This window comes from uncultured Pseudosulfitobacter sp., assembly GCF_963976325.1.
In the GTDB taxonomy this organism is placed as follows: domain Bacteria; phylum Pseudomonadota; class Alphaproteobacteria; order Rhodobacterales; family Rhodobacteraceae; genus Pseudosulfitobacter.
The window spans coordinates 1,299,227-1,325,614 of sequence record NZ_CAXBJW010000001.1; the positions used below are offsets into that span (position 1 = coordinate 1,299,227).

The following is a 26,388-nucleotide window of genomic DNA, read 5'->3' on the forward strand; positions in this document are numbered from 1 at the left end:
GAACCGCCCCGTTCCGGCCCTAGACCTGTGAAACAGTCGCTTCCCGACAGCATCGTCACCCCAGCCCACCGCGATCACGCGCTGCTGTCCACCATCGCCGCCGACATCACCGCGCGTGCAGGCGGCCCCGAGGCACTGGCGGCACATTTCGCCGCGATGCTGCGCCGCTGTGTCGATGATGTGATCATGACGCCCAAGACGGGGCGGCGGTCCTACGAGGAACTGGAAAAGACCGAGAAAACCTATATCGGCACGCGGGTCGAGATTGAACTGCGCGCCATGTTGCGCCTGCCACGGGGCAAGCTGGACACCGTTGTGCAAGGCCATGACGTCGACATCAAAAACACCATGGGCAGCAACTGGATGATCCCGACCGAGGCGATAGACCATCCTTGCATTCTGGTCGCCGCCGACGAGGTGCGCGCACAATGCTATCTGGGGCTGATCGTGGCGCGGCCCGACTACTTGACCGCCGGTCAGAACAAGGACGCCAAGAAAAGCGTGTCAGCCCAAGGCTTTGCCAACATCCTGTGGCTGCTGCGCCATCATCCCTATCCGGCAAACTTCTGGCGCACCGTGCCGCCCGAGATCATCCCGCAGATTTTCGCAGGCGCCTCGGGCAATCAGCGCATGGCGGCGCTGTTCCGGCACATTCAGGGCACGCCCATCACCCGCGACGTGGTCGAAGCGGTGGCCCAGCAACAGGATTTCATGCGCCGCATCCGGTCGGACAAGGGGCGCGGCACCCGCGACCTGCTGGCGCGCGAGGGCATCGCGCTGCTGTCCGGCCACTATGACGCGCCGCTGATCGCGGCCCTGGGCCTGCCCCACTGCACGGGCAGCGAATTCGTGTCCTACCGCCCCGTCACCCAAGAGCAGGCCGATCTTGCGACCGCCCATGGCATCGCGCTGAACTGGTCGGATTAGCTCAGCGGAAACTGACGCAGACAGGTTTTCGCCTTGGTCTGGAAATCGCGAATGTTGGCTTCGGCGTCCTTGCGGCCCATGACGGCGCGCAGCGCTTTCAGCTTTTGATCCTGCGTGCCCGTCACATAGCGCGCCAGAATAAGCGAAGAGGCCGTGTGAAACATCCGCACGTCAGACTGCGGGATCATCCCTGCCCGTGCCATGGCCGACGGCACCAGCGACAAGATCGCCGCACAGCGCAGGGCCGCGGCCTCTTGGCCGGAATATGTTTTGCGGGCCTCGGCGGCCCCTGCGACAAGTGTTATGGCAAGTGCTGCCGAAAGAAGAATACGCATGGGAAACCCTTTATCTCAGTGTCTTAAAACGCCTTGAACGTCATCGTGGTCAACGACCGCTCAATCCCGTCGATATCCAGCAAATGATCGTTGATATATTTGCCGACGTCCTCGCCTTCGGGGATATAGGCCTTCATCATCAGCTCGTAATGACCGCTGGTCGAATACAGTTCCGAATGAATCTCGCGCAGCGCAATCTCCTTGGCCACCTTATAGGTTGTCCCCGGCTTGCACTGGATCTGGATGAAAACACATGTGGACATAGGGCCTCCGGGGCGGTTGATGTGGTTGTATTGCTGACACAAATACACCGCCCTGCGCAATCCCTGCCGCGCGCTCTTGGCCTGCGCAGATCCTGCGCCTATAAGGGCCGCACAGTCATGCGAGGCCCCAAATGCGCAGTGCGACCATCACCCGCCAGACGGCGGAAACCGACATTTCGGTCACCATCAATCTGGATGGCACCGGTTCTTATGACAACCAGACCGGCATCGGGTTCTTTGACCACATGCTGGACCAGTTGGCCCGCCACTCGCTGATCGACATGACGATCCGCGCCAAGGGTGACCTGCACATCGACGACCACCACACGGTCGAGGACACCGGCATCGCGCTGGGTCAGGCGCTGGCGCAGGCGCTGGGTGACAAGCGTGGCATCGTCCGCTACGGCAGTTGCCTGCTGCCGATGGACGACGCACAGGTGCGCACCGCGCTGGACCTGTCGGCGCGGCCCTACCTGATCTGGAACGTGACCCTGCCAACGGCGCAGATTGGCAGCTTTGACACCGAACTGGTGCGCGAATTCTTCACCGCCTTCGCCACCCACGGCGGCATCACCCTGCATGTCGACATGCTGCACGGGATCAACAGCCACCACATCGCCGAGGCCACGTTCAAATCGGTCGCCCGCGCCCTGCGTCAGGCGGTGGAAACCGACCCGCGCAAGGCCGATGCGATCCCGTCGACCAAGGGCGCGCTGTAACGTGCTGACAGCGATCATTGATTACGACAGCGGCAACCTGCATTCGGCGCACAAGGCATTCGAGCGCGTGGCAAATGAAACCGGTGGCGGCACCGTTTGCGTCACATCAGACGCCGACGTGGTGGCACGCGCCGACCGCATCGTGCTGCCCGGCGACGGCGCCTTTCCGGCCTGCTGGGAAGAACTGAGCGGCCATTCCGGCCTGCTGGCGGCCCTGCGCGAGGCGGTCGAGGTCAAGGCGCGGCCCTTCCTGGGCATCTGTGTCGGCATGCAACTGATGGCAACGCTGGGCCGCGAGTACCGCGACACCAACGGGCTGGACTGGATCGGCGGTCAGGTCGTGGCGATCACGCCCGACGATCCGGCGCTGAAAGTGCCGCACATGGGCTGGAACGATCTGGTGCTGGACGCCCCGCACCCCGTGTTCGACGGCATCAACACCGGCGATCACGCCTATTTCGTGCATTCCTACCATTTCGAGGTCGCAGACCCCGCGCAGCGTCTGGCGCATGTAGAGTATGGCGGCGATGTCACCGCCGTGATCGGCACCGGCACCATGCTGGGGATGCAATTCCACCCCGAGAAAAGCCAGCGCACCGGTTTGCAGATGATCGCCAATTTCCTAAGCTGGAAGCCTTAGGGTCAGTCCACACGGCTCCAGGTCTGACTTTGACACACCAGACCAAGGCATCCCTTGACGGTCATGGTCTGGCCCGACACCTTCAGCGTGCCATCATATTCGCGCTTGTGCGCGGGCACATAGGCACGACCGGCAAAGCCGTCGCCTTGCGGCACCATATCCCAAAACAGCCGCTTGCCGACATTGGGGTGTTCAATCTCGTTGCCCTGCTGGTCAAAGGCACGAGTCATCGTCCCGCAAACGGCTGTGCCGCAGGGTTTGGCCACCACATAGGCGGTCTGACCCTTCTTGTCGGGTTGGGTTTTCCATGTGCCAACGGGCGATCCGGCCTGAACCGCGCCCGCCCACAACACCAGCGCCCCGCCCAACAAGGCCGCTCCAAGACGCGGCGTGACGCCACTGAACGCATTGAGAATCGCAATCATGCAAGACACCTCCTTGTGCGAGAAACGGACCTGCCCAGCCGCATCCGAATCGCGGTGTGGCCTCAGGAACCAGGGCACCATTTAGCCCTGTTTCGCATCGGTTCAAGACAGTCTTGTGACCTCGGCCCCCCGCGCCACATAAGTTCGACCAGGATGTAGGCAGAGTAGTAAGACCGGACATTCACGCGGGTTGCAGCGACGGTCGGCTTTGAGCCGTTTTCGCTATCTTCAAAGCGCGGGACAAAGCCGAAGGCCGCCGCGCATCAGGCCGAAGGCATGTCTGCGACATGACGGGCCGCCCCACGGCACGGCGATTTGGCTGCTGTTACATACTGTCGATAGCTCGGATGTGTTTGGCTGCCATAAAGTGGCCGACACTAAGGTTGGATCGCCGAACCTCGGCCCGTCGATGCGCGGCTTGGGTGGACGGCAGCTATGCCCCGCACACCGGACCTTCGCACGCACTGTGTCGAAGGTCCGGTTCGGACATGCCTGACCCTTGGGGCCAAACTAAAATACGCTTACCGACGCGGCGCGGGGCTTACTTCACCCGGCTCCACGTCTGTTTCTTGCAGATCGGCCCGACACAGCCCGACACTTTCAACGTGTTCCCCGACAGCGCCATTTTTGATCGGTATTCCTTGCCCGAAGACGGCTGCCAGATGGTGCCGCCACTGTATTTGCCGCCACCGTCGGCTTTCATGTCCCACACCAGTTGCTTGCCCAGATTGGCAGATTTATATTCGCCGGTGTCGTTGAACGTGTTGGTGATGGTCCCACACAGCGACGCACCACAGGGCGCGAATTTGACGTAGGCATAGGCGCCATCGTCCACTTGCGTTTTCCACGTGCCCAAAACCGGATCAGCCAGCGCCGCCCCTGCCATGGTCACGCCCATTGCTGCTGCAATAATAAAGCGTTTCATCGGTTACCCTCCTGTTGTTCCAATACCCTGATACACCGCAGCCCTGTCTGGCAAGGTTGTCGTAAGGTCGCGTTGCAAATCCGGCGGCTCCGTGCCAAAGCGTGGCGAAACGAAAAAGGTGCCGCCATGATCCTCTATCCCGCAATTGATCTCAAAGACGGCCAGGCCGTGCGTCTGGTGCATGGCGATATGGACCAGTCCACCGTGTTCAACGACGACCCCGCAGCCCAGGCGCGCGCCTTTGTCGATGCGGGCTGCACCTGGCTGCATCTGGTCGATCTGAACGGTGCCTTTGCGGGCCAGCCGGTCAACGCCGCCCCGGTCGAGGCGATCCTCAAGGCCTGCCCCGTGCCTGCCCAACTGGGCGGCGGCATCCGCGACATGGCCACCATCGAACGCTGGCTGGACAAGGGGCTGGCCCGTGTGATCCTGGGCACCGTGGCGGTCGAAAACCCCGATCTGGTGCGCGAAGCCGCCCGCGCCTTTCCCGATCAGGTTGCCGTGGGCATCGACGCGCGCAACGGGCGCGTGGCGACCAAAGGCTGGGCCGAGGAAACCGACGTGATGGTCACCGACCTTGCCAAATCTTTTGAGGACGCTGGCGTGGCTGCGATCATCTACACCGACATCATGCGCGACGGCGCGATGGGCGGGCCCAACGTGGACGCCACCGCCGATCTGGCCCGCGCCGTGTCGATCCCCGTGATCGCCTCGGGCGGGGTGTCGTCGTTGCAGGACTTGCAGGCGCTCAAGGCCACCGGCGTGATCTCGGGCGCCATCTCGGGCCGCGCGCTCTACGATGGCGCGATTGATCTGGCACAGGCGCTGGCGGCGCTGAAAGACGGTTAATCGCCTTCGGGTTTGGTGGCGTCGATCTGCGCCTGCAACGCTTCGCGCTCTGCCTTGGCCTGCGCGATCCGGTCGGCCAGGTCCTTGCGCATCTGTTCGCGCGCCTTGGTCCGCATCTTCCAGCCCAGCGTATTGCCCGCCCTGACCGGCACCAAAGTCACGTCATCCTGCAACTGCACCTCCTGGCGCAGCCCATCCTCGGTACAGCGCGCCACCCGCCGCACACCGATGTGAAACATGTCGGGCAAGGACAGCAACACCACCGCATGGCCCAGGATCTTCGGGTGCGTCAGCAGGAAATGCATATACCGCAGTTCGATCACGATGCGCAGGCGAAAGTCGGGCTTGAGCGGCGCGATGATCGCATCAATGTCAAATTTGACCTCGGCCAGACCGAAGCCCGCCACCAGCGCGTCGTCCAGCGCCCTGGCATCGGCAAATCCGGCCTCAGCCATCAATGCCTTCCCCGCCTGCGCCGACGCTGCCGCCACATCGGCGGCGGATGGCAGGATATTCGGGCCCATATCGTAGACCAGCAAATGCGCCGGCGCGGTCAGCCCCTTGGGGTACACATCCGGCCTGCGGCTTTGCGTGGCGCAATCCCAATGCAGCGTGTTGCGCTGCCGGATCCGGTTCCATTGCTGCACCATCCCCGGATCGCGGCCATAGCCTTGCGGCAACTCCGTGACATCCCGCTTGTGCGTGGCGGTGAACGTTGTCGTACCAATTTGCACTTTTGTCATAATAAAGCCCCCCCAAAAAACCCCAGCCTACACCCCTTTCCCGCAAATCCAAAACGCCACCTTGCCCAAAACCCCGCGCCCGCCTATAGCAACCCCATGCTGAAAACCCGCATCATCCCCTGCCTTGATGTCGCCGATGGCCGTGTGGTCAAGGGCGTGAACTTTGTCGATCTGGTGGACGCAGGCGACCCCGTCGATGCCGCGCGCGCCTATGATGCCGCAGGCGCGGACGAGCTGTGCTTTCTCGACATTCACGCCACCCACGAAAACCGCGGCACCATGTTCGACGTGGTCCGCCGCACCGCCGAGGCCTGTTATATCCCGCTGACCGTGGGCGGTGGCGTGCGCACGTCGGACGACGTGCGCGACCTGCTGCTGGCGGGCGCCGACAAGGTCAGCTTCAATTCCGCCGCCGTGGCCGACCCCGACGTGCTGGCCCGCGCCGCCGACCGCTTTGGCAGCCAATGCATCGTCTGCGCCATTGATGCCAAGACGGTGGAACCGGGCCGTTGGGAAATCTTCACCCACGGCGGGCGCAAACCCACGGGCATCGACGCGGTCGAATTTGCCATCATGGCCGCCGCCAAGGGCGCGGGGGAAATCCTGCTGACCTCGATGGACCGCGACGGCACGAAACAGGGCTTCAACCTGCCGCTCACCCGCGCCATAGCCGATGCCGTGTCTGTCCCTGTGATCGCTTCGGGCGGTGTCGGCACGCTGGACCACCTGGTCGACGGCGTGCGCGAGGGCCACGCCTCGGCCGTGCTGGCGGCATCCATCTTTCACTTCGGCACCTACACCATCGCCGAAGCCAAGGCGCATATGGCAGCGGCCGGTCTGAACATGAGGCTGACATGACCCTGAACGACCTTTACGACACCATCCTTGCCCGCAAATCCGCCGATCCCGACAGCAGCTGGACCGCGCAATTGCTGGCCAAGGGGCCGGAAAAATGCGCCGAGAAATTCGGTGAAGAGGCGATCGAGGCGATCATCGAAGCCGTGCGCGACGACAAGGCGGCCCTGACCTCCGAGGCCGCCGATGTGCTCTATCACCTGCTGGTCATGCTGGCGTCGCGCGACGTGCCACTAAACGACGTGCTGGCCGAACTGGCCCGCCGCCAGGCGCAATCCGGCCTCGCGGAGAAAGCATCCCGCTAGACTTCTTTTGGCCCTAAATATCCCGGGGAGTCGCGCCAGCGACGGGGCAGCGCCCCGCACTCTGTCAGCCCCCCGCCCGCTCACAGTTTCGAACTGATGATGCCGGTGGCAAACCCGCCCATGCGCAATTCGCCGAACAACCGCTGATATTCGATCTTGGGGCAGCGGTTCTGGATCACCGTGATCCCGCGCGCTTCCGCCTTGGCCGCCGCTTCGGCATGTTCCACGCCAATCTGCATCCAGATGGTGCGCAAATCGGGACACACCTCCAACGCCTCGTCCACAATCGCGGGCACCGCTTCGGGCTTGCGGAAAATATCGACCATGTCCACGGGGGCGTCGATGTCCGCCAACCCCGCCACGATCTTCTGACCAAACAACATCTGCCCAGCGGCACCGGGGTTCACCCCGATCACACGGTAGCCGCGCAGCGACAGATAGCGCGCCACGTAATAGCTGGGCCGCACCGGATTGGTCGACACCCCCACAACCGCAATCACCTTGGTGCGTTTCAGCACGTCTTTCAGCAAATCATCCGAATATTGCATAGCCACTCCCCGCATCTGCCGTTGTCCTACACCGGTTCGCGCCATAAAAAAAGCGCCCCGAAAAGCCGGTTGGCCTGGGGCGCTAAGGTGTGGAACGAGGGACAGTGCTTGGGACATCAGGAGTTCCAGACCTGCTGTCTATGACCCTACAGATAAGTGCTTCTTTCGGGTTATGAAGACCGTCTCTCATTTGTGTGAACGAAACGTAAAAACCATAAGCCACATTTCGCTCAAACCGCGCGCGTCCCCGGCCTCAATCCAGAATGTCCTCGACAATATCAAAGACCTCTTCAACCAGGTTCTTCAGGCGAAAACCCTTTCGTTTCTTGACCTTACGCGGCTTGCTGGGCTTGGCCACCTGCGGCTTTGGCCCCCGCGCCACCTGCACCTTCTGCGCCACCGGCTTTTCCACCGGCAACATCTTAAGATCGTGCAGCGGCGCGCCGCATTGTGCACAGGTCAGTTCGTGGCGCGCACGGTCCAACACCAGCGCGGCCCGCGTCCCGCAATAACAACAGGTCGCGATCTTGGTCGGGTAGCCCATGAAATGCCTTTGCCTTAGCTGCGTGCCTTGGTGGCATATAAGGCCAGTGCAGCGGCATTCGAGACGTTGAGCGACCCAAACCCGCCGCTTGCGTCAATTCGTACCAGCGCGTCGCAGGTTTCCTTGGTTTTCTCGCGCAATCCCGGCCCTTCGGCCCCCAGCACCAGCGCCACAGGATCACCCGTGCGCCCGGCAACAGCGGCCTCAATGGTCTGCTCGGCATCGCCATCCAGCCCCAGCACCAGATAGCCCATGCCTTGCAGTTCGGTGATGGCATCGGCCAGATTGCGCACCCGCAGATAGGGCTGGCGTTCCAGCGCCCCGCTGGCGGTTTTGGCCAGCGCGCCGGTTTCGGGCGCGGAATGGTGGCGCGTGCCGATGACGGCGGATGCGCCCAACACTTCCGCCGACCGCAAAATCGCGCCCACGTTGTGCGGGTCGGTCACACGGTCCAGCAGAATCACCCGCGGCACCTCCGCGCCAATCGCCACATCGGCCAGACGGCCCCATTCCAGCGGCTTGACTTCCATCGCGGCGCCCTGGTGCACCGATCCGGGGTCCAGCGGCGCCTTGAAGCTGCGCGGATCGACGATTTCCGGCTCGATCCCCGCCTCGGCAATCGCCTCAACCAGCTTGTTGTGGGCGTTCAACGTCACGATAAGACGCAGTTTTTCGCGTTTGGGGTTCATCAGCGCATCGCGCACGGCATGCAGGCCAAACAGCCAGACGGTCGTCGCCGCCTCGACCTTTTTGGCCTGTTCCTTGGCCACGACCCACTTGGGTTTTTTCACTTTATCCATCGCCGAACCTCGTCTGTCGCTGCGCCCCGCACGCAGACAATGTCCGCGCCGGTGCATGATCCTGAGCAAAAGGCCAAATTCTGCCTTGACGCCCTTTGGGACCGCTTGTAATCACGCCCCCACGCCCAGCGCAATGCGCATGGGCCAAAGTGGGCGACAGGCCGCAAGGTGTGGCAGGGGACTGTAACTCCCTCGCGGAGACGCACGCCTGGTTCGATTCCAGGGTCGCCCACCACTTTTCCTTTGATTTCGATACGTTGGCCGCAGCCTTTGGGCCGCCGGTGCAGGGCTGCCCGTCGCCTTGGGGCGTCAGTTGATCCCGTTGGCCCGCTGCAATTCGCGGATATAGGCGATGATGAATGTCACATCGGCGCGCGTGATCCCCTGAACCGGGGGCATGTCGCCAAACGGCCAGTGATGCGCCTGTACGCCCATCGCGGCGGCGCGCTGAAAGCTTTCGTCGCCGTGGTGACCGGATTCGTAAAGCTTGTGCACCAACGGTGGGGCAACGCCCATCTGACCCGCCGCGTTGACACCATGACAGGCGGCGCAATTGGCCTCATACGCGCGCTGTCCAATCTCGGCATTCTGCGACAGGGCTTCCGGCAGGCTGACCTCGGCCAGCGGCGCGCCTTCTGTCCGGGCCTGTGCGCCCTGATCGCTTGCGGGCCACAAGGCAAAGACCAGACCTGCAACGACAAGGGCGGTGCAAAGTGCGATGGCTGATTTCATGAATGGTCCTCGATCCTGATGGGTTTCAGGACGGGCTACACCCTCCAGTGGCTGGAGGGTCAAACGATTTGATATCACAGGTTCGCGAGGCGGCGCGGTCTTTGGGCCAATGCCCTTACGCCCAGACCACCCAGGCCCAGGCCATCGCCAGATAAGTCATCTGGTGCAGCGCCTGATCCACGCCCATCGCCCGCCAGTATCCGCCGTCGGCCGGCGTGTGACAGGTGCGGTCCGACCAACGGCCCTTGGCCCAGTCGATGTGATAATGCGCCAGCCATTCTGCCACAATAACAGGCAGCACCAGCGCCACGGGCGCGCCCACAATCAGCAGCGCCACCGCCGACCCCAGTGCGTGAACGCCTGCATGTTGCGCCCGCCCTGCGTGCACATAGCGCCCGCGATCCGACAGCATTCTGGGTGTCTGCAAAAAGAAATCGGCAAACATATGCTTGATCTGAAACAGAAAAAGCAAAACCAGCAAGGATGTCATCGTGGCGGTCAACGGGCCGTCTTCTCCTGTATTGTCCAGAGCCTAGAGCGTTGATCAACGCGCGTCCATCATTGTGGCATAGAAATGACCCAGAACGCATTTCAATCTGCCCCGATACCCATTGCCCACGCCATGTACCGCTTGCTAGGTTGGCGCGATTGAACGCAAGGGCATCGCACGCGCCCAAGGCCCCAAGACAACGTCTGGACAGTCCCATAGAACGCAACATTTTCAGCTTTATTTTCAAGCACTCCAAGCGCGACCAATTCATTCTGCTGCTGGTCACCCTGACGCTGTTTCCGATGCTGTACCTGACGCTGGAACTGCCCAAGCGTATCATCAACGACGCCATCGCCGCCCAGACGGATGTGGTCGAATTTTACGGCATGACATTCACGCAGATCCATTTCCTGCTGATCCTGTGCGGACTGTTCTTGCTGTCGGTGATCGCCCACGGGCTGATGAAGATGCGCATCAACACCATGAAGGGCGTGCTGGCCGAACGCATGCTGCGGCGTTACCGCTATGGCCTGATCTCGCGCATCCTGCGGTTCCCCCAGCCCTATTTCGAACGTACCTCGCAGGGCGAGCTGGTCAGCATGGTCACCTCGGAAAGCGAGCCGATGGGCGGGCTGATGGGCGACGCGCTGGCGCAGCCGGTGTTGCAGGCGGGGCAGATGCTGACGATTCTGGGGTTCCTGTTTGCCCAATCGGTCACCTTCGGCCTTGCCGCCTGTGCGCTGATCCCCTTGCAGGCATGGCTGATCCCCAAATTGCAGCGGCGCATCAACCTGTTGAACAAGAAACGTGTGGTGCAGGTGCGTGCGCTGGCGGCCGAGATCGGCGAAAGCGCGTCCGGTGCGGCGACGTTGCGGGTGAACGGCGGCTGGCGTTACCGGATGGCTATGATCACCGACCGTCTGGGGCGGCTCTACGAGATCCGCTTTGACATCTACCAGAAGAAATTCTTCATGAAGTTTCTCAACAACTTCATCACCCAGCTGACCCCGTTCTTTTTCTTCTCGATCGGCGGCTATCTGGTCATTCAGGGTCAGGTCAGCCTGGGCGCGCTGGTCGCGGCGCTGGCCGCCTACAAGGACCTGTCCAGCCCGTGGAAGGAACTGCTGGACTACTACAACCAGTCGCAGGACATGCAATTGCGCTGGGAAACCATCGCCGAACGGTTTGCCCCTGCGGGCATGATCGACGAAGACAAGTTCTATGGCCAGCCCGACAGCCTGCCGCGTCTGGACGGTGACGTGGTGCTGGACGGCGTGACCGTGCGCGACGCCGACGGCAATGCCGTGCTCGAAGACATCACCGCCACCCTGCCTGCGGGCCGCAGCATCGCCATCACCGCCCCCAGCGACGAAGACCGCCGCGCGCTGGCGCAGGTCATGACCCGCGAAACCATGCCCACCAGTGGCCGCATTCGCATCGGGGACCATGCGCTGAACGATCTGCATCAGGGCGTGATCGCCGCGCGCATCGGCCATGCCACATCGCGCCCGGTGATGTTTCAGGGCACCTTTGGCGACAACATCATGATGGCGCTGAAACACCAGCCGCACGGGTCAGGCAAGGACACAGCCTTTGCCGCCGAGGCGCTGCGGGCCGGCAACAGCGACGACATGCTGGATGCGCCTTGGCTGGACCATGGCCGTGCCGGTGCCGCGGATGACGATGCGCTGCTGGACTGGTGGCTGGCGCTGGTGGGCGGCATGGGCAGCAGCCCCACCCTGTTCCGCCGCGCCACCGAACAGCGCATCGACGCTGCAACCCACCCCGATCTGGCGCAGCGTCTGGTCGATCTGCGCGCCGACGTGGCCGCAGCACTGGAACAGGCCGATCTGGCGCGCCACGCCTATCTGTTCAGCGAAGACACTTATAACCCCGCCCTGCCCGTCGCCGAGAACCTGCTGTTCGCCACCGCCCGCCAGCCGGTGACGCCGGAATTCATCGCCGGACAAACCGAATTTCTGGACCTGCTGGCAGACCTGGATCTGGACCGCGACCTGCTGGCGCTGACCCGCGACGTGATCGACCTGTTGCGCCAGATCTTTGGCATCGACGGCACCGACCACCCGCTGTTCCGCAAACTGACGCTGGACGCCGAAACCTACGAATCCGCCGTCGCCATCCTGTCGCGCCAGCGCGAGGGCACGGCGCTGACGCCTGCCGACACCGCCTTGCTGCTGACGGTGCCGTTCCAGATCACATCCGACCAGATCGGCGCGGGCTTTCCGGACGAGATCAAGGACCGCGTTCTGGACATGCGCCGCCTGCACGCGGCGGCGCTTCAGGCCAGCATGGGGGCCGCCTTTGCCCCGATCCGCGCAACCGAGATTGTCGCGGGTCTGACGGTGCTGGAAAACGCGCTGTTCGGCAAAATCTCGAACGGGGCCGGGTCCAAGGGCGACGAGGTGCGCGCCAAGGTGGCCGAAGTCATCGAAGACAGCGGCATCGGGCGCGACGTGATGCGGCTGATCCTGGACGTGCCGATTGCGCTGGGGGGCGCGAACCTGCCGGCGTTCTACGCCGAACCTGCCGCGGTCAGCCGTGCCGCGATCAAACGGCCCGACGTGCTGATCCTGGAATCGGCGCTGGCCAGTTTCGACAGTGCCACCCAAGAGGCGATGTTCGAAAACCTGCGCAGCCTGCTGCCCGACACCACGCTGGTCTTTATCGCCGCGAGTTTTGAAAACACCGAAGCCTTCGACATGCAGCTAGAGCTGGTCGACGGGCGCATCGTCGGCGGCACCGCCGCGCAATCCAGCACCGAAGACAGCGCCACCAGTGCCGATCTGGCCCGCAAGGTGCAGGCGCTGGGGTCAACCGACCTGTTTTCCGGCGTGTCGCGCAAACAGTTGAGATTGCTGGCCTTTGGCGCGCGCTGGTACACCTGCCCCGCGGGCGACTACGTGTTTCACAAGAACGACCCGCCCGCCGACGGCGCCTATATGATCCTTGAGGGCGAGGCCGACCTGTGGCTGCCCCGCGCCGGTCAGGACAAGCAGTTGATCACCACCGTCGGCCCCGGCGCGCTGGTGGGCGAACTGGGCCTGATCCGCAACGAGCCGCGCGCGCTGGACATGCAGGCGCGGACCGAACTGACCTGCCTGCGCATCGGCGTCGAGGAGTTCCTGGCCGTGGTCGAAAACGACGCCACGACGGCGTTCAAACTGTTGCAGGTGGTGGCGGGGTATGTGAGCACGTAAGGGATCGCCTGAGTGAGATCTTCAGGTTAGGGCCAGGAAAATAACCTCGCCTCAAAGGGCAGCGCCCGACCGTGGGTGGGCGCTGATTCCTTTGTTTATGGCATTTTATTTCTAATCTTTGGCGTGAGGATGAAGAAGCGCAAGGCGTTGAAGAAGCGCCCGCCCATGGGGCGGTCGGGCGCTGCCCGGCGGTGCTGCGCACCTTTGTTCCGGGCTTTGGTGAATATTCACCCCCTACGGCATCAACACCGCGCCACGCGCCACCGAAACCGTATCCACACTCAGATCATCATAGGTAATCCGCACATCCAACTGCTGCACCGACCCCGCCGCATAGCTGCGATAGGGCAACCCGTCGCTTTCCGTGATCGCCCCCGGCGTCGGGCTGTCCACATGACAGTCGGGCATCGGCCAGACCTCGAACCCTCCGCCATTCACCGCCATCTCGATCTGCACCAACCCGCAGCGCCACGCCCACAGATGGGTCACGTAAACCAGATCCTGACCGTTGTAATCGCGCACCGCCACCCAGCTTCCCTTGGTCGCGGTCAGGATCGGTTTGACCTCAAGTGCTGTCAGGAACTTGCCCGTGGCCACCTGTTCCTCGGCCACCAATGCCGACGGGGGCGCATCAGCCACCGCCGTACCATCGCCGCCCCCGGCCCCCATTGCGATCAACGCCACCAGAATATCCAACATGCCAAATCCCTCTCTCAAATCTCGCCTTTTGCCGTTGACACAACCGCTCTATAGTCGTCGCAAAAGACAACCGCAGGTATCGGGGCAGTTACGATTATGGCACGCAAACCGGCCAAAAAACAGGATTTCAACGTGGTTGTCGTCGGCCAGTCCGGGCGGCTGGGCTACGAGGCGGTCCTGTTCGCCGCCTCGTTGCGCCACCATTCCCCTGATTTCAAAGGCCGCCTGCTGGTCGCCGAGCCGCAACCCGGCCCCCTGTGGCCCAACGATCCGCGCATCAAACCGGACGTGCGCGCGGCGCTGGAACAGATGGGCGCCGAAATCGTGCCCTTTCACAACGCGCATTTCGGCGCGAATTATCCCTATGGCAACAAGATCGAGATGCTGTCGGCCCTGCCCGAGGGTGAACCGTTTGTGTTCTTCGACACCGACACGCTGATCACCGGCGACCTGACAACCGTGCCGTTTGACTTTGACCGCCCGTCCGCGTCGCTGCGGCGTGAAGGGTCCTGGCCCAAGCCCGAGCTTTACGGCCCCGGCTACGCAGGCCTGTGGAAATCGCTTTATGACAAGTTCGGGCTGGATTTTGAAAGCAGCCTCGATCTGTCCGAACCGGACGAATACTGGGCGCGCTACCTGTACTTCAACGCGGGCTATTTCTTTTACAAATGCCCCCGCGTCTTTGGCGACCGCTTCCGCGAATACGCGCTGGCGATCCGCGACGACGCGCCGGTCGAACTGTGCTGTCAGGCGCTGGACCCCTGGCTGGATCAGGTGGCGCTGCCGCTGGTGATCCACAGCCTGGGCGGCGGGCGCGACACCCTGCCCCCCGGCCTGCTGGACGGGTCGGTCAGTTGCCATTACCGTCTGCTGCCGCTGCTTTATGCCCGCGAGGCCGCCCATGTGATTGCCACGCTGGAAGAGGTTGCCGCCCCCAACAAGCTGAAAAAAGTGCTGAAAGGGTCCGAGGCGATCAAACGCATGGTTTACCAAGGGCGCGGCGAAAAGGTGCGCGCGCTGTTCGATCAGAACAACCTGCCCCGCCGCGAACAGGCGATCCGCAACCGGATCAAATCCGAAGGCTTCTGGATGCGCTAAGCCACCGCGCGCCCTGCTCACGCGACCTTAACCTGCGGGCCGCATCCTTGGCCCCGTTGCAACACCCCGCCGGCAGGGCCATCAACCCCGTCGGCAGCCTAAAGGACCAGAGGCGCGCGTGCCGCGTCATATCTGAACGGTTCAGACATGCAGGGATAAAATCCTGTCTCACACTCCGATCTGGCGGCGCCGCCTTTTTTACGGGCTTCCCACGATCCACATGAACACAGATGAAAAACTGCCCCGAAGGTTTCGGGCGCAGATATTCCGCATGGGTGCATGTAAGCCAAACCGGCCCTTGGGTCCGGTGTGGCGCAAGGTCCGGTGAGCGCACTTCGCGGATGTCCACCAAAGCCCGGAATCAAGGTGCTTTAGCACCGCCGGGCAGCGCCCGACCGCCCGTCACGCCGGAGGCGTGCCTAAATAATCGGCGCACCTTTGGTGCGACGGGCGGGCGCTTTCTCACCGTCTTGCGACTCTTATTCCGCACGCCAAAGATTAGACATAAAGTGGTATCCACTGACGTCTCGATGCCCACCCACGGTCGGGCGCTGCCCTTTGTGGCAAGGTCACAATGGACTCAAACCGGACCCTCACCGCACTCTGCGCGAAGGTCCGGTTTTTCATTTCAAGTCAGCCAACAACCCGAAGGCCAACGTCGCCTGACGCGCACCGCCTCAGTCGGGTTTGTCCAGCAACGTATATGTCGAGATCAGCGCGTCCTGCACTTGTGCACGGGCGATCTTGCCGCTCTCGTTGCGCTTGCTGCGTGCGCCGACGGCCTTCTTGATCACGCGACCGATCTGCTGGTTCAGCGACACGCGGGCGCGTGTTGCAGCGCGGCTGCCGGCCTGTGCGCCGCCGGTGCTGGCCAGTTCGTATTGCGCAGCGAAATCGTCTTCCTTGGCGATGTCCTGCACCACGTTCAGGATGAAGTGGTCCTCGAACTTGCCGGCGGCATCCATCGCCTTGGCACGGGCCACGACGTCGCTGATAACCTTGCGTTTGGCAGCCAGACGCTGGCCCAGCGCATCATCGGCGGGGGCCGCCTGAATGACGTGGGTTTCCACCAGTTGCTGCATGTAATGCGTCAGGTTCATCCCTGCCGCTTTCGCCTGCTTGTCCATGAACTGGCGCACGGCGGGTTCCATGGTAAAGGTGACGGTGCTGGCCTTGGCCAGTTTCTCAAGCCGTTTGGCCCGGCGCGCAACGCGGTCTGTCGCATCATTTGCGGACCCTGCGTCGGCGGCTGTCACGGCCTTGGCTTTTGCATTCTTTGTGATCTTTTCAACTTTGCCCATTTCGGGTCTCCTGTGTGAAAACATACGTGTCATGTATGCGATGCGCGCCCCACTGTCAACATACATATAATGTATGCGACAGGACGGAATCCGCCGCCTCACCCCGCCGACAAACGCCCGTTGAGTGCGCCCGACTTTCCGCCTACACCTGTTCCCAGCATTCCCAGAGGAGGACAGACCATGACAGATGCACCCGCACACGGCTTTGACACGCTGCAAATCCACGCAGGCGCCCGCCCCGATCCAGCCACCGGCGCGCGGCAGACGCCGATCTACCAGACCACCGCCTATGTGTTCCGCGATGCCGACCACGCCGCGGCGCTGTTCAACCTGCAAGAGGTCGGCTTTATCTATTCGCGCCTGACCAACCCCACCGTCGCCGTGCTGCAAGAACGCATCGCCACGCTTGAGGGCGGCGTGGGCGCGGTCTGCTGCTCGTCCGGTCACGCAGCGCAGATCATGGCGCTGTTCCCGCTGATGATGCCGGGCAACAACGTGGTGGTGTCCACGCGTCTTTATGGCGGCACGGTCACCCAGTTCACCCACACCATCAAACGCTTTGGCTGGAACGCGAAATTCGTCGACTTTGACGATCTGGACGCGGTCAAGGCCGCATGCGACGACCAGACCCGCGCCGTCTTCTGCGAGGCCATCGCCAACCCCGGCGGCTATATCACCGATCTGGACGCCATCAGCGCGATTGCCGACGAAGCCGGCGTGCCGCTGATCGTCGACAACACCTCGGCCACGCCCTACCTGTGCCGCCCCATCGAACATGGTGCGACGCTGGTCGTGCATTCGACCACCAAATACCTGACCGGCAACGGCACCGTCACCGGCGGCTGCATCGTCGACAGCGGCAAATTCGACTGGTCCGCATCCGACAAGTTCCCCTCGCTCAGCGCGCCCGAGCCTGCCTATCACGGGCTGAAGTTCCACGAGACATTCGGCGCGCTGGCCTTCACCTTCCACGGCATCGCCATCGGCCTGCGCGATCTGGGCATGACCATGAACCCGCAAGCGGCGCATTACACGCTGATGGGCACCGAAACCCTGTCGCTGCGCATGGACCGCCACGTTGAAAACGCGATGAAAATCGCCGAATGGCTCGAAAACGATCCGCGTATTGATTACGTGACCTATGCGGGCCTGAAATCGTCGCCCTACAACAAACGGGTCGAAAAGATCTGCCCGCGCGGCGCCGGTGGCCTGTTCACCTTTGCGGTCAAGGGCGGTTACGAGGCTTGCGTGAAGCTGGTCAACAGCCTGGAAATCTTCAGCCACGTGGCCAACCTGGGCGACACGCGGTCGCTGATCATCCATTCGGCATCGACCACCCACCGCCAGTTGACCGAAGAACAGCAAGTCGCAGCCGGTGCCGCCCCCGAGGTCGTGCGCGTGTCCATCGGCACAGAAAACGCCGACGACCTGATTGCCGATCTGGATCAGGCGCTGGCCAAAGCCACCGCATAAAACACCACAAACATAAACGGGCGGGGGTTTGCGCCCCCGCCCGCCATCATCGCACTGCGCTGATATTACTGCGCAATATCAAAGATCACCGACACTTGTGCGTCTACCGTCACCTCGCCCGAGGCGACCGGCGCACCGCCGTCCATGCTGCGCGACATTTCCATCATCTTGGGACGGCCACCGTTGTTATAGGCGGTGATGCGCCGGATCGGGCCCAGCTCGACCCCCGCAGCGGCAGCCAGTTGCGCCGCCTGCTCCATCGCGTCCTGCACCGCACGTTCGCGCGCCTGCGCTTCCAGCGGCTCGGGCGATTGCACGTCAAAGCGCAGGCCTGACATCTGGTTCGCACCGTCTTGCAGCACCAGATCAATCAGACCACCCAAGGCATCCAGATCGCGCACCCGCACGTTCAACATCGACGTGGCGACAAACTCGACCGGCTTGTCCGCTGCCTCGCCGGTGTTCATGTCGCGCGGCTGCATGGTCTGGTCCGCATAAACCGTCAACTGGCTGGTCTGCACGTCGGACGCGTCAATCCCCTGCTCGGTCAGCCGTTGCAGGATGGCGTCCATGTTCTCGTTCACCGCCTTCACCGCATCCTGCGCCTGCGGGGCGCGGTGCATCACGCCCAAGGTGATCACGGCCATATCCGGGGCCACGGCAACCTCGCCCTGCCCTTGCACTTCGATCTGCGCGGGCATCACAGTGCCCGCATCCTGCGCCAAAGCGCCGCCTGTCATTGCCGCCAGTGCCAGCGCGCTGGCCATCATCATATTGCGCATGTCTCGTGTTCCTCTTTGGTTATTCATGCTGGCGTTGGGTCGCCATACCATCCCTAGATGTGTGGTCCTCCGCGCATTGACCAGATGTGATCGGTCTTTTCCTTTTCATGGGCGGCAGGCTGTTCTATTCTGCGCCAAACGCCCCGGTGTGATCCCGGGGTGCGGTTTGAATGGTAAGGGCATGATATGAAGCCAAATTTCGCGCTGAGCCTGTCTTTTGACGGCATCCGCCTGCTGCACCGTGCAGCGGGGGGCTGGCGCGTGGTCGGCGAAGTGTCGCTTGCCGCCGAGGATATGGCCGCCGAACTGGCCGCATTGCGCAAGACTGCGTCCGATCTGGAACCGCGCGGCGTACGCAGCAAGCTGATCATTCCCAACGAACAGATCCGCTATCTGACCATCGACAGCGGCGACATCGACACCGACGGCCGCTGGGCCGCCGCTTTTGCAGCTCTCGAAGGGGCGACGCCCTATGCGGTGGACGACCTGAGCGTCGACATTTGCGCAGACGGTGCCCGGACACACGTGGCCGCCGTGGCCCGCGAAACGCTGGACGAGGCTGAAGAGTTCGCGATGCTGCACCGGTTCCACCCGGTCAGCTTTGTGTCGATCCCCGGCGAGGCTGGCTTTCTGGGAGAGCCGTTTCTGGGCGTGACCAGCCACGCCGCCGACCTGCTGGAGCCGGGCGACGAGGTGGTCGCCGATGGCATCGCCGTCGTGGTGGTCGGTGACATCAAGACGCCGGTGGGTCCGGTTGTCACGGACGACGCAGTTGCCGCGGAAGTTCCTGAGGACGACGCGGCCCCCGTCGTCGATGCAATCTCGCCGCCGGTTGCCGACCCCGAGGTGCCCGCGCAAACACCTGCCAAGGACGCCAAGACCGACGACAGCGCCACGCCCCCCGCGCCTGTGCCTGCACCTGTGCCCGAGGCAGAACAGGCGGCCCCCAAACCGACCAAGACGCCCAAGGCAGAGCCGCCCAAATCCGCCCCCCCCACACCAGAAACCAAGCCAGATACAAAACCGGATACAAAACCCGAAACCAAACCCGACACGGCGGAACCTGATCCCGCCGCCTTCGGCTTTTCCAGCCGCCGTGCGCCTGCGGCCAATCCGCCCGCAGTCGGTGGGGCCAATCGCAAGGACACGCCGGCGGGCAAACCGCCGCCTGTCGCCGTGGCCCCGCCCCCGACAGCCGCCCCACGCATCACGCCGGTGCCTGCCGCATCTTCGGCTGTCACGCCACCGCTGAGCGCGACCACAGGCAGCCCAAGCCTTGCCGCGCCCGACGACACGGCAGCCCCCATCGCCCTGGCCAAGGCCAGCGTCACCGGCTTCATGAGCCGCCGCCGCAAGCCCAAGCGCTCCAATCCCGCCGCAGCCCCCGCACCACTGGCGCAATCCTCGCACCCTGTGACCGACCCGCCCGAGGACGAAGCGCAGCGCATGACGGTGTTCGGCGCGCGCAGCAAACCCGGCACCAAGGTCGGCGGCAAACCGCGGTATCTGGGACTGATCCTGACCGCCGCCCTGCTGGTGTTTCTGGCCGGCATCGCGGCGTGGGCGTCGGTGTTCATGGACGACGGGCTGGCGCGGTTCTTTGACCGCGCAGAAGACCCCGTTGTGGTCGATGTCCCGCCTGAACTCCTGCCCGAACCGGACCCCGAACAGATCGAAGACCAGATCGACGGCGGTGCCGAAGTGGCCAGCCTTGACCCCGCGCTCAGCGACGAGGACGCCGCCGTTCTGGACGCCCTGGGCGACCCGCAGCCCGAGCCCGAGGCAGAAGCAGCGGCCAATCCCGAACGCGAACGTCAGGCCGCCGAGGCGCGCTATGCCGTCACCGGCATCTGGCCGCTGGCCCCGCAAGAGCCGGACCCCGCACCGGTTGTCCCGCTCGAAGACCTCTATGTCGCCTCGATCGACCCGGTCAGCCCGGCGCGTGACGCGGTCGCCCTGCCTGCGCCTGCCGATCTGGACACCGATCTGGCGCTGGCCGCCCTGCCCTCGCCCGCCGCCGCCGGCACCCAATTTGCGCTGGACGGCGAAGGTCGGGTGATCCCCACCGAAGAAGGCGCGGTAACCCCCAACGGCGTCACCCTATACAAGGGCCGCCCCGCCGTGGTGCCGCCCGAAACGCCCACCCGCTTTGCCGAGGAACCGACCGTCAACCCCGAGCTTGAACGGCTGGCCCGCGCGCGTCCCCGCGCCCGTCCCGACGATCTGATCGAAAACACCGAACGCGCCACGCTGGGCGGCCTGACCCGCAACGAACTGGCCGAAGTGCGCCCCAAATTGCGCCCCGCCGTGGCCAAGATCGAAGAAGAAAAAGACGAGGTGCCGACCGCGCAGGCCGCCACCGTGTCATTCCGGCCCAATGGCCGTCCGCGCAACTTTGACCGCACCGTCGCCCGCGCCCGCGCCGCACAGCCCGAACCGACCCAGGCCGCCGCCGTTGCCCCCGTGACCACCACGGCCCCTGTGGCGGTGGCGCCGAAAATCCCGTCCAAAACCAGCGTCGCAGCCGGCGCCACGGTGAAAAACGCCATCAACCTGCGCAAGGTCAATCTGATCGGCGTCTACGGCAAACCCTCGTCCCGCCGCGCGCTGGTGCGCCTGTCGAATGGCCGCTACCAAAAGGTGCAGGTCGGCGACCGCATCGACGGCGGCCGCGTGTCGGCCATCGGCGACAGCGAGCTGCGTTACCAAAAAGGCGGGCGCAACGTGGTGTTGAAGATGCCATAGGGCCAACCGCCCGCCCCCTGCCCGCAAAAAAAGGGCGGCCCCGCAGGACCGCCCCTTCTCCTCCCTGACCGATGCGTCAGTTCGCTTCCGCGCCTTCCAGCTCGCCGTTGGCGATCTGCTCGGCCTCGATGCTCTCAAACAGCGCCTTGAAGTTGCCCTCGCCAAAGCCATCGTCGCCCTTGCGTTGGATGAACTCGAAAAAGATCGGTCCGATCACGGTTTTCGAGAAAATCTGCAACAGAATGCGCGTCTCGCCGCCATCCACCACGCCCTCGCCATCAATCAGGATGCCGTGCGTTTTCATCCGGTCAATCGGTTCCTCGTGGTCGACCACACGGGTTTTCGACAGGTCGTAATAGGTGTCCGGCGGGCCGGGCATGAACTTCACGCCCTTCTCGGCAATCGCGTCGGTGCTGTCATAGATGTTGTCCGACCCGACCGCGATGTGCTGGATGCCCTCGCCCTTGTACTTCTTCAGATAGGCCACGATCTGCCCCGTCTCGCCCCGATCCTCGTTGATCGGAATGCGGATGCGCCCGCAGGGCGATGTCAGCGCGCGGCTCAGCAAGCCCGTGAACTTGCCTTCGATGTCAAAGAACCGGATTTCGCGGAAGTTGAACAGGTTGCCGTAGAAATTGAACCACGTGTCCATGTTGCCCTTGTGAACGTTGTGGGTCAGGTGATCGAGGTAAAAGAACCCGACGCCGCGCGGCTTGGACTGCTCCAGCCACTCAAATTCTTCGTTATAGGGCGAAGTTTCGTAATACTGGTCAACGAAATAAATCAGCGAATCGCCAATGCCGTAGATCGCGGGCACGTCCATGACCTTGCCACCGCCCTCATAGGGTTTCGCGCCCTTGGACACCGCATGATCAAACGCCTTTTGCGCATCCACCACGCGCCAGCCCATCGACGGCGCGCACGGCCCGTGTTCGGCCACGAACTTCGCCGCATAGCTGTCAGGGTCGGCGTTCAGCACATAGGTGATGTCGCCCTGCTGCCACAGCTCGACATCCTGCGACTTGTGCTTGGCAACCTTCACATAGCCCATGCGCGCGAACAGATCGCGCAGCTCTTGCGGCTCGGGGCTGGCAAATTCGACAAACTCGAACCCGTCGGTGCCGGCGGGGTTTTCATCGGTGATCTTGGATTTCGGTGCATCGTGCGGGAACGGACCCATGGGGCAATCCTCCTGAACAGGGTGATAATCTCTTGGGACTAACAATAGCCCCCTGCCGCCGCAGTTTCTGCGCATTCTCTGTCATACCGCTGGCAATTTTCGCGCCTTTCGCGCACAATCCAGACAAACAACGCGGAAAATACGCATCATGCTGGACGATCTCGACACCCGCCTTCTGGAAGCGCTGCAAAAGAATGCCCAGGCCACAGCGCAAGAGCTGGCCGACACGCTGCACCTGTCCTCAAGCCAGATCGGCCGCCGCCGCCAGCGGCTTGAGGCGGCAGGATATATAGAAAGCTACACCGCGCGGCTGAACCCGGCCAAGCTGGGGCTGAACGTGCAGGGGTTCGTGCAGGTGCATCTGGGCACCCACGGGCCGGACCATTCCGCGGCCTTTGCCCGTCTGGTGCACAGCCGCCCCGAAATCACCAGCGCCTGGACCATGACCGGTGATGCAGATTACCTGCTGCGGGTGTTCTGCGCCGACCTGCCCGCGCTGAACGCGCTGATCCACGAGGTGCTGTTGCCGCATCCGGCGGTGGCGCGGGTGCACAGCCAGATCGTTATGGATCAGTTGAAACGCGACGGCCCCCTGCCGACCTAGGCCAAAGTCGAAGCCCGAGCGGCCATTCAAAATGCCACCGCTGGTCAGCGTAGGACGGACGGAGCTGCCGTTCGAAGGAACAAACTGATTATGTGATCCAAGAGCCAATTATCTCAGGAAATTGATAGCGAGTATCGCTCTCTAAGCGCTTCACCCTTCTGAGTTAGTTGAACTTTGCAGGTTCGGATTTTTCTCGTATCACCCCTCAAAGTGAACAGAGGGTCAGAGGTAACTTTACTGAGCTCAACCAGTCTGTTGAAAAGAAAAGTCTCGTTAATAAGATCAATGCTGCCTAAGAGAAAGCCCATGGCATTCCCAATCGTGTAAGCTGAGCTCTTTAACTCACGCGTTGCACCCGCAAGCAATGCTCGTTCGATCACTCCTAACCCTTCATTGTGCTCAGGGCTCCTCAACAGAAAGGTCTGCAAAGCCCTAATTAGAGGCCGATCATTCGTGTGTTTTTCAACAAAGCCACTGATCTCATCGAAAGACCCTTTCGAGACCGCTTCCCGTGCCTGACTGTACAGGTCAATATCAATGATGCTTGCGGTACTTTCAGAGAAAAACTTCAACATTTCAGGTAGATGAAGCAGGTTGAGCGTATGGGGCAAAAGATCTGCGTCTCTCCTGCGGATGAAGCATTGGTCTAAGTCGAACCCTTCTAAATATAACATCCAAAGCGCCACAATGAGAAACATTTCATCCTGAACTGTGTTCGAGCTCCAAAACTCAATTCTCTCGGGCTTGGGTTTCTCTAGTATTTTGGAGTGAACCTCTCGGACACGATCTGGCTTTAGTTTGAAGGAGGTATGCAATTCTGTAGCTTGCCACCATTCGACCCGCTTTCTAAAAAATGCGTCAACGCCGTCAGTGAGGTCAAGCTCGCCCTGAGAATAGTCGTCATATGATCCAATGACTTGGGCTTTCATTGTCGGTTTCAGCTTTTTGATACTTTTGTCGATCATGCCCACCGCTCCGATGCAGTGAGTTAAAACAATCATGCTCATCATTTCGCGCCTCAGTATTCAATACGTGACAAACTATCGAATTTGATGACGCAAGCAACAATGGCCTCAAACCCGACCTTCGCTGCAATCTCCACGAACCTGCGGTCTTCCACTTCGGCCCGTTGATGACGTAAAGATCAAAACCATCTGACGTAAACCAGAACCGCAGCCAATGCCGTTGTCCTTGGCCGCAATCCCCGCCACTATGGGCGCAACCCAGCATCAGGAGCCCGCGCCCATGGAAGGCTTTCTTTACCAGGCCTCGATCTATCTGCTTGCCGCCGTCATTGCCGTACCGATTGCCGCCCGACTGGGGCTGGGATCGGTGCTGGGCTATCTGACGGCAGGCATTCTGATCGGCCCCGTACTGGGCCTTGTGGGATCGGAAACCGAAAGCTTGCAACACTTTGCCGAATTTGGCGTGGTGATGATGCTGTTCCTGATCGGTCTGGAACTGGAACCGCGCGCCCTGTGGGACATGCGTCACAAGCTGCTGGGCCTGGGCGGTTTGCAGGTCGCCCTGTCCACGCTGGCCCTGATGGGCGTGGCCATGGCCTATGACCAGCCGTGGGGTGTGTCGCTGGCCATCGGTCTGACGCTGTCGCTGTCGTCCACCGCCATCGTGCTGCAAACCCTGTCGGAAAAGGGACTGATGCAAACCAACGGCGGGCGCTCGGTGTTTTCGGTGCTGCTGACGCAGGACATCGCGGTGATCCCGATCCTGGCCTTCCTGCCGCTGATCGCTGTCACCATCCCGATGAAGCTGACCGAAAACGGTGCCATCACGCTGGCCACGGACGATCACCACAGCATGAGCCTGGTCGAAGGGTTGCCCGCATGGGGTGTCACGCTGGTGACCATCGGTGCCATCGCCGCCGTGATCCTCGCGGGTATCTTCCTGACGCGGCCCGTGTTCCGCTTTATCCACGCGTCCCGCCTGCGCGAGATGTATACCGCGCTGGCGCTGCTGATCGTGGTCGGCATCTCGTTCCTGATGATGCTGGTGGGCCTGTCGCCCGCGCTTGGGGCGTTCCTGGCCGGTGTGGTTCTGGCCAGTTCCGAATTCCGCCACGAGCTGGAAACCGACCTTGAGCCGTTCAAGGGGCTGCTGCTGGGCCTGTTCTTCATCACCGTCGGATCAGGCATCAACTTTCCGCTGCTCTTCGGCAATGCGCCCGCGATCCTGTCGATGGCGCTGCTGGTGATCCTGCTCAAGGGTGCGATCCTGTGGGTGCTGGCCATCGTCTTCCGCATCAAGGGCCGCGACCGCTGGCTGTTTGCCCTGTCGCTGGCACAGGCGGGCGAATTCGGCTTTGTGCTGGTCAGCTTTTCCGTGGGTCAGGGCATTCTGCCCACCGGCATCGCGGAAATCCTGCTGCTGGTGATCGCGCTGTCGATGCTGATCACGCCGCTGCTGTTCATCCTCTACGAGGTCATCAGCCGCCACATGACCGATGGCAGCGCCGCCTATGAGCCCGACGAGATCGACGAAGAAGGCCCCGTGATCATCGCGGGCATCGGCCGCTTTGGCCAGATCGTCAACCGTCTGGTGCAGGGCTCGGGCTTTGACACCGTGGTGCTGGATCACGACATGGAAACCATTCAGTTGATGCGCCGCTTTGGCGTCAAGGGCTTCCTGGGCGACCCCACCCGTCCCGACATCCTGATGGCCGCCGGCATCAAGGACGCGCGCGTACTGGTCGTCGCACTGGACGACCCAGAGGCCGCGATCAAGCTGACCAGCTATGCCCGCAAACTGCGCCCCGACCTGCACATCGTCGCGCGCGCACACGACCGCACGCACACCTACCGTCTGTATCAGGCGGGTGCCAACGACATCGTGCGCGAAATGTTCGACAGCTCGCTGCGCGCGGGCCGCTACGTGCTGGAAAACGTGGGCCTTTCGGAATACGAGGCCGCCGAAGCCGAACGCGTGTTCTACCACCACGACCGCGACACCGTGCGCCAGCTTGCGGCGCTGTGGAAACCGGGTGTGAAGATCGAACAGAACAAGGAATACGTCGAGCGCGCCAAGGAACTGCAACGCGACCTGGAAACCGCCCTGCTGTCACGCGAGTCGGAAAAGAAACGCGCCTGAAGCCCCTTCTTTTGGCCCGAAATATCCCCGCCGGAGGCACGCAGCCCCCGGCGGGGGCTGCAAACGTCACGTGGCGCAACAGC

At 62.6% G+C, this 26,388-nt stretch carries 27 protein-coding genes and 1 tRNA gene; 13 read left to right on the forward strand and 15 right to left on the reverse strand.

Annotated features, from left to right (window positions below; genetic code table 11):
• The first annotated feature begins 27 nt into the window (after positions 1-27).
• Positions 28-927 carry a NaeI family type II restriction endonuclease gene (locus tag AAC077_RS06430; RefSeq protein WP_339767685.1) on the forward strand — a complete coding sequence of 300 codons (900 nt, stop codon included), beginning with the start codon at positions 28-30 and terminating at the stop codon, positions 925-927.
• Here AAC077_RS06430 and AAC077_RS06435 read toward each other — a convergent pair.
• Together AAC077_RS06435 and AAC077_RS06440 are read right to left on the reverse strand one after the other, a co-directional pair.
• Complete coding sequence (locus tag AAC077_RS06435; RefSeq protein WP_339767687.1) at positions 924-1,262, reverse strand: hypothetical protein; 339 nt, start codon at positions 1,260-1,262, stop codon at positions 924-926. The genes AAC077_RS06430 and AAC077_RS06435 overlap by 4 nt on opposite strands.
• A gap of 23 nt (positions 1,263-1,285) precedes the next feature.
• A complete protein-coding gene (locus tag AAC077_RS06440) occupies positions 1,286-1,525 on the reverse strand; it encodes an Lrp/AsnC ligand binding domain-containing protein (protein WP_231036520.1) in 240 nt (79 codons plus the stop codon).
• A gap of 131 nt (positions 1,526-1,656) precedes the next feature.
• Between AAC077_RS06440 and hisB the strand changes: the two genes are divergently transcribed.
• Both hisB and hisH read left to right on the forward strand, forming a co-directional pair.
• The gene (hisB, locus tag AAC077_RS06445; protein ID WP_339767689.1) at positions 1,657-2,244 is read left to right on the forward strand and encodes an imidazoleglycerol-phosphate dehydratase HisB; all 588 of its coding nucleotides are present in this window, start codon (positions 1,657-1,659) and stop codon (positions 2,242-2,244) included.
• Between the two features lies 1 nt (position 2,245).
• Positions 2,246-2,884, forward strand: coding sequence for an imidazole glycerol phosphate synthase subunit HisH (gene hisH, locus AAC077_RS06450; RefSeq protein WP_339767691.1), 639 nt, complete (start codon positions 2,246-2,248; stop codon positions 2,882-2,884).
• Between the two features lie 2 nt (positions 2,885-2,886).
• Here the strand turns inward: hisH and AAC077_RS06455 are convergent, their stop codons facing one another.
• Positions 2,887-3,309 (reverse strand): DUF2147 domain-containing protein, encoded by a 423-nt coding sequence (locus AAC077_RS06455; RefSeq protein WP_339767693.1) that lies wholly within the window; start codon positions 3,307-3,309, stop codon positions 2,887-2,889.
• Positions 3,310-3,850: 541 nt separating this feature from the next.
• Entirely contained in the window at positions 3,851-4,234 is a 384-nt protein-coding gene (locus AAC077_RS06460) for a DUF2147 domain-containing protein (RefSeq protein ID WP_339767695.1), read from the reverse strand.
• Positions 4,235-4,360: 126 nt separating this feature from the next.
• On the opposite strand from AAC077_RS06460, the gene hisA reads away from it, so the two are divergent.
• Positions 4,361-5,083, forward strand: coding sequence for a 1-(5-phosphoribosyl)-5-[(5-phosphoribosylamino)methylideneamino]imidazole-4-carboxamide isomerase (gene hisA, locus AAC077_RS06465; RefSeq protein ID WP_224553816.1), 723 nt, complete (start codon positions 4,361-4,363; stop codon positions 5,081-5,083).
• Here the strand turns inward: hisA and AAC077_RS06470 are convergent.
• Positions 5,080-5,826: a hypothetical protein gene (locus AAC077_RS06470; RefSeq protein WP_339767703.1), complete on the reverse strand. Its 747-nt coding sequence runs from the start codon at positions 5,824-5,826 to the stop codon at positions 5,080-5,082. The genes hisA and AAC077_RS06470 overlap by 4 nt on opposite strands.
• 96 nt (positions 5,827-5,922) lie before the next feature.
• Here AAC077_RS06470 and hisF point away from each other — a divergent pair, with 96 nt between their 5' ends.
• Positions 5,923-6,684, forward strand: a complete 762-nt coding sequence (gene hisF, locus AAC077_RS06475) for an imidazole glycerol phosphate synthase subunit HisF (RefSeq protein ID WP_028956010.1) — start codon at positions 5,923-5,925, stop codon at positions 6,682-6,684.
• On the forward strand, positions 6,681-6,986 hold the full coding sequence (locus AAC077_RS06480) for a phosphoribosyl-ATP diphosphatase (protein ID WP_339767706.1): 306 nt from the start codon (positions 6,681-6,683) through the stop codon (positions 6,984-6,986). The genes hisF and AAC077_RS06480 overlap by 4 nt, the downstream gene beginning before the upstream one ends.
• Before the next feature lie 80 nt (positions 6,987-7,066).
• On the opposite strand, the gene AAC077_RS06485 is transcribed toward AAC077_RS06480, so the two are convergent.
• The 3 genes from AAC077_RS06485 to rlmB all read right to left on the reverse strand — a co-directional run bounded on the left by AAC077_RS06485 (position 7,067) and on the right by rlmB (position 8,878).
• Complete coding sequence (locus tag AAC077_RS06485; protein ID WP_339767708.1) at positions 7,067-7,534, reverse strand: CoA-binding protein; 468 nt, start codon at positions 7,532-7,534, stop codon at positions 7,067-7,069.
• 253 nt (positions 7,535-7,787) lie between these two features.
• A complete protein-coding gene (locus tag AAC077_RS06490) occupies positions 7,788-8,078 on the reverse strand; it encodes a hypothetical protein (RefSeq protein WP_339767710.1) in 291 nt (96 codons plus the stop codon).
• A gap of 14 nt (positions 8,079-8,092) precedes the next feature.
• Complete coding sequence (rlmB, locus tag AAC077_RS06495; RefSeq protein ID WP_339767711.1) at positions 8,093-8,878, reverse strand: 23S rRNA (guanosine(2251)-2'-O)-methyltransferase RlmB; 786 nt, start codon at positions 8,876-8,878, stop codon at positions 8,093-8,095.
• 151 nt (positions 8,879-9,029) lie between these two features.
• Between rlmB and AAC077_RS06500 the strand changes: the two genes are divergently transcribed.
• Positions 9,030-9,113: transfer RNA gene (locus AAC077_RS06500), tRNA-Tyr, on the forward strand.
• A 74-nt stretch (positions 9,114-9,187) separates the two neighbouring features.
• Here the strand turns inward: AAC077_RS06500 and AAC077_RS06505 are convergent.
• Together AAC077_RS06505 and AAC077_RS06510 are read right to left on the reverse strand one after the other, a co-directional pair.
• Positions 9,188-9,610, reverse strand: coding sequence for a cytochrome c (locus AAC077_RS06505; RefSeq protein WP_339767713.1), 423 nt, complete (start codon positions 9,608-9,610; stop codon positions 9,188-9,190).
• Between the two features lie 115 nt (positions 9,611-9,725).
• Positions 9,726-10,100 (reverse strand): DUF3307 domain-containing protein, encoded by a 375-nt coding sequence (locus tag AAC077_RS06510; protein ID WP_339767715.1) that lies wholly within the window; start codon positions 10,098-10,100, stop codon positions 9,726-9,728.
• 302 nt (positions 10,101-10,402) lie between these two features.
• Between AAC077_RS06510 and AAC077_RS06515 the strand changes: the two genes are divergently transcribed.
• Positions 10,403-13,318: an ABC transporter transmembrane domain-containing protein gene (locus AAC077_RS06515; protein WP_339767979.1), complete on the forward strand. Its 2,916-nt coding sequence runs from the start codon at positions 10,403-10,405 to the stop codon at positions 13,316-13,318.
• A gap of 234 nt (positions 13,319-13,552) precedes the next feature.
• On the opposite strand, the gene AAC077_RS06520 is transcribed toward AAC077_RS06515, so the two are convergent.
• Positions 13,553-14,017: a hypothetical protein gene (locus tag AAC077_RS06520; protein ID WP_339767717.1), complete on the reverse strand. Its 465-nt coding sequence runs from the start codon at positions 14,015-14,017 to the stop codon at positions 13,553-13,555.
• A gap of 96 nt (positions 14,018-14,113) precedes the next feature.
• On the opposite strand from AAC077_RS06520, the gene AAC077_RS06525 reads away from it, so the two are divergent.
• Positions 14,114-15,115 (forward strand): hypothetical protein, encoded by a 1,002-nt coding sequence (locus tag AAC077_RS06525; protein ID WP_339767718.1) that lies wholly within the window; start codon positions 14,114-14,116, stop codon positions 15,113-15,115.
• Between the two features lie 677 nt (positions 15,116-15,792).
• Here the strand turns inward: AAC077_RS06525 and AAC077_RS06530 are convergent.
• Positions 15,793-16,416 carry a hypothetical protein gene (locus tag AAC077_RS06530; RefSeq protein WP_339767719.1) on the reverse strand — a complete coding sequence of 208 codons (624 nt, stop codon included), beginning with the start codon at positions 16,414-16,416 and terminating at the stop codon, positions 15,793-15,795.
• Between the two features lie 180 nt (positions 16,417-16,596).
• On the opposite strand from AAC077_RS06530, the gene AAC077_RS06535 reads away from it, so the two are divergent.
• The gene (locus tag AAC077_RS06535) at positions 16,597-17,889 is read left to right on the forward strand and encodes an aminotransferase class I/II-fold pyridoxal phosphate-dependent enzyme (protein WP_339767721.1); all 1,293 of its coding nucleotides are present in this window, start codon (positions 16,597-16,599) and stop codon (positions 17,887-17,889) included.
• Between the two features lie 65 nt (positions 17,890-17,954).
• On the opposite strand, the gene AAC077_RS06540 is transcribed toward AAC077_RS06535, so the two are convergent.
• Positions 17,955-18,671: an SIMPL domain-containing protein gene (locus AAC077_RS06540; protein WP_339767723.1), complete on the reverse strand. Its 717-nt coding sequence runs from the start codon at positions 18,669-18,671 to the stop codon at positions 17,955-17,957.
• Between the two features lie 186 nt (positions 18,672-18,857).
• On the opposite strand from AAC077_RS06540, the gene AAC077_RS06545 reads away from it, so the two are divergent.
• Complete coding sequence (locus AAC077_RS06545) at positions 18,858-21,416, forward strand: hypothetical protein (protein WP_339767726.1); 2,559 nt, start codon at positions 18,858-18,860, stop codon at positions 21,414-21,416.
• A 76-nt stretch (positions 21,417-21,492) separates the two neighbouring features.
• Here the strand turns inward: AAC077_RS06545 and hppD are convergent, their stop codons facing one another.
• Positions 21,493-22,596, reverse strand: coding sequence for a 4-hydroxyphenylpyruvate dioxygenase (gene hppD, locus AAC077_RS06550; protein ID WP_339767728.1), 1,104 nt, complete (start codon positions 22,594-22,596; stop codon positions 21,493-21,495).
• Positions 22,597-22,744: 148 nt separating this feature from the next.
• Here hppD and AAC077_RS06555 point away from each other — a divergent pair, with 148 nt between their 5' ends.
• The gene (locus AAC077_RS06555) at positions 22,745-23,200 is read left to right on the forward strand and encodes an Lrp/AsnC family transcriptional regulator (protein ID WP_339767730.1); all 456 of its coding nucleotides are present in this window, start codon (positions 22,745-22,747) and stop codon (positions 23,198-23,200) included.
• 113 nt (positions 23,201-23,313) lie between these two features.
• Here the strand turns inward: AAC077_RS06555 and AAC077_RS06560 are convergent, their stop codons facing one another.
• On the reverse strand, positions 23,314-24,207 hold the full coding sequence (locus AAC077_RS06560) for a DUF1835 domain-containing protein (RefSeq protein ID WP_339767732.1): 894 nt from the start codon (positions 24,205-24,207) through the stop codon (positions 23,314-23,316).
• Between the two features lie 238 nt (positions 24,208-24,445).
• On the opposite strand from AAC077_RS06560, the gene AAC077_RS06565 reads away from it, so the two are divergent.
• Positions 24,446-26,305, forward strand: coding sequence for a monovalent cation:proton antiporter-2 (CPA2) family protein (locus AAC077_RS06565; RefSeq protein WP_339767734.1), 1,860 nt, complete (start codon positions 24,446-24,448; stop codon positions 26,303-26,305).
• The last annotated feature ends 83 nt before the right edge of the window (positions 26,306-26,388 follow it).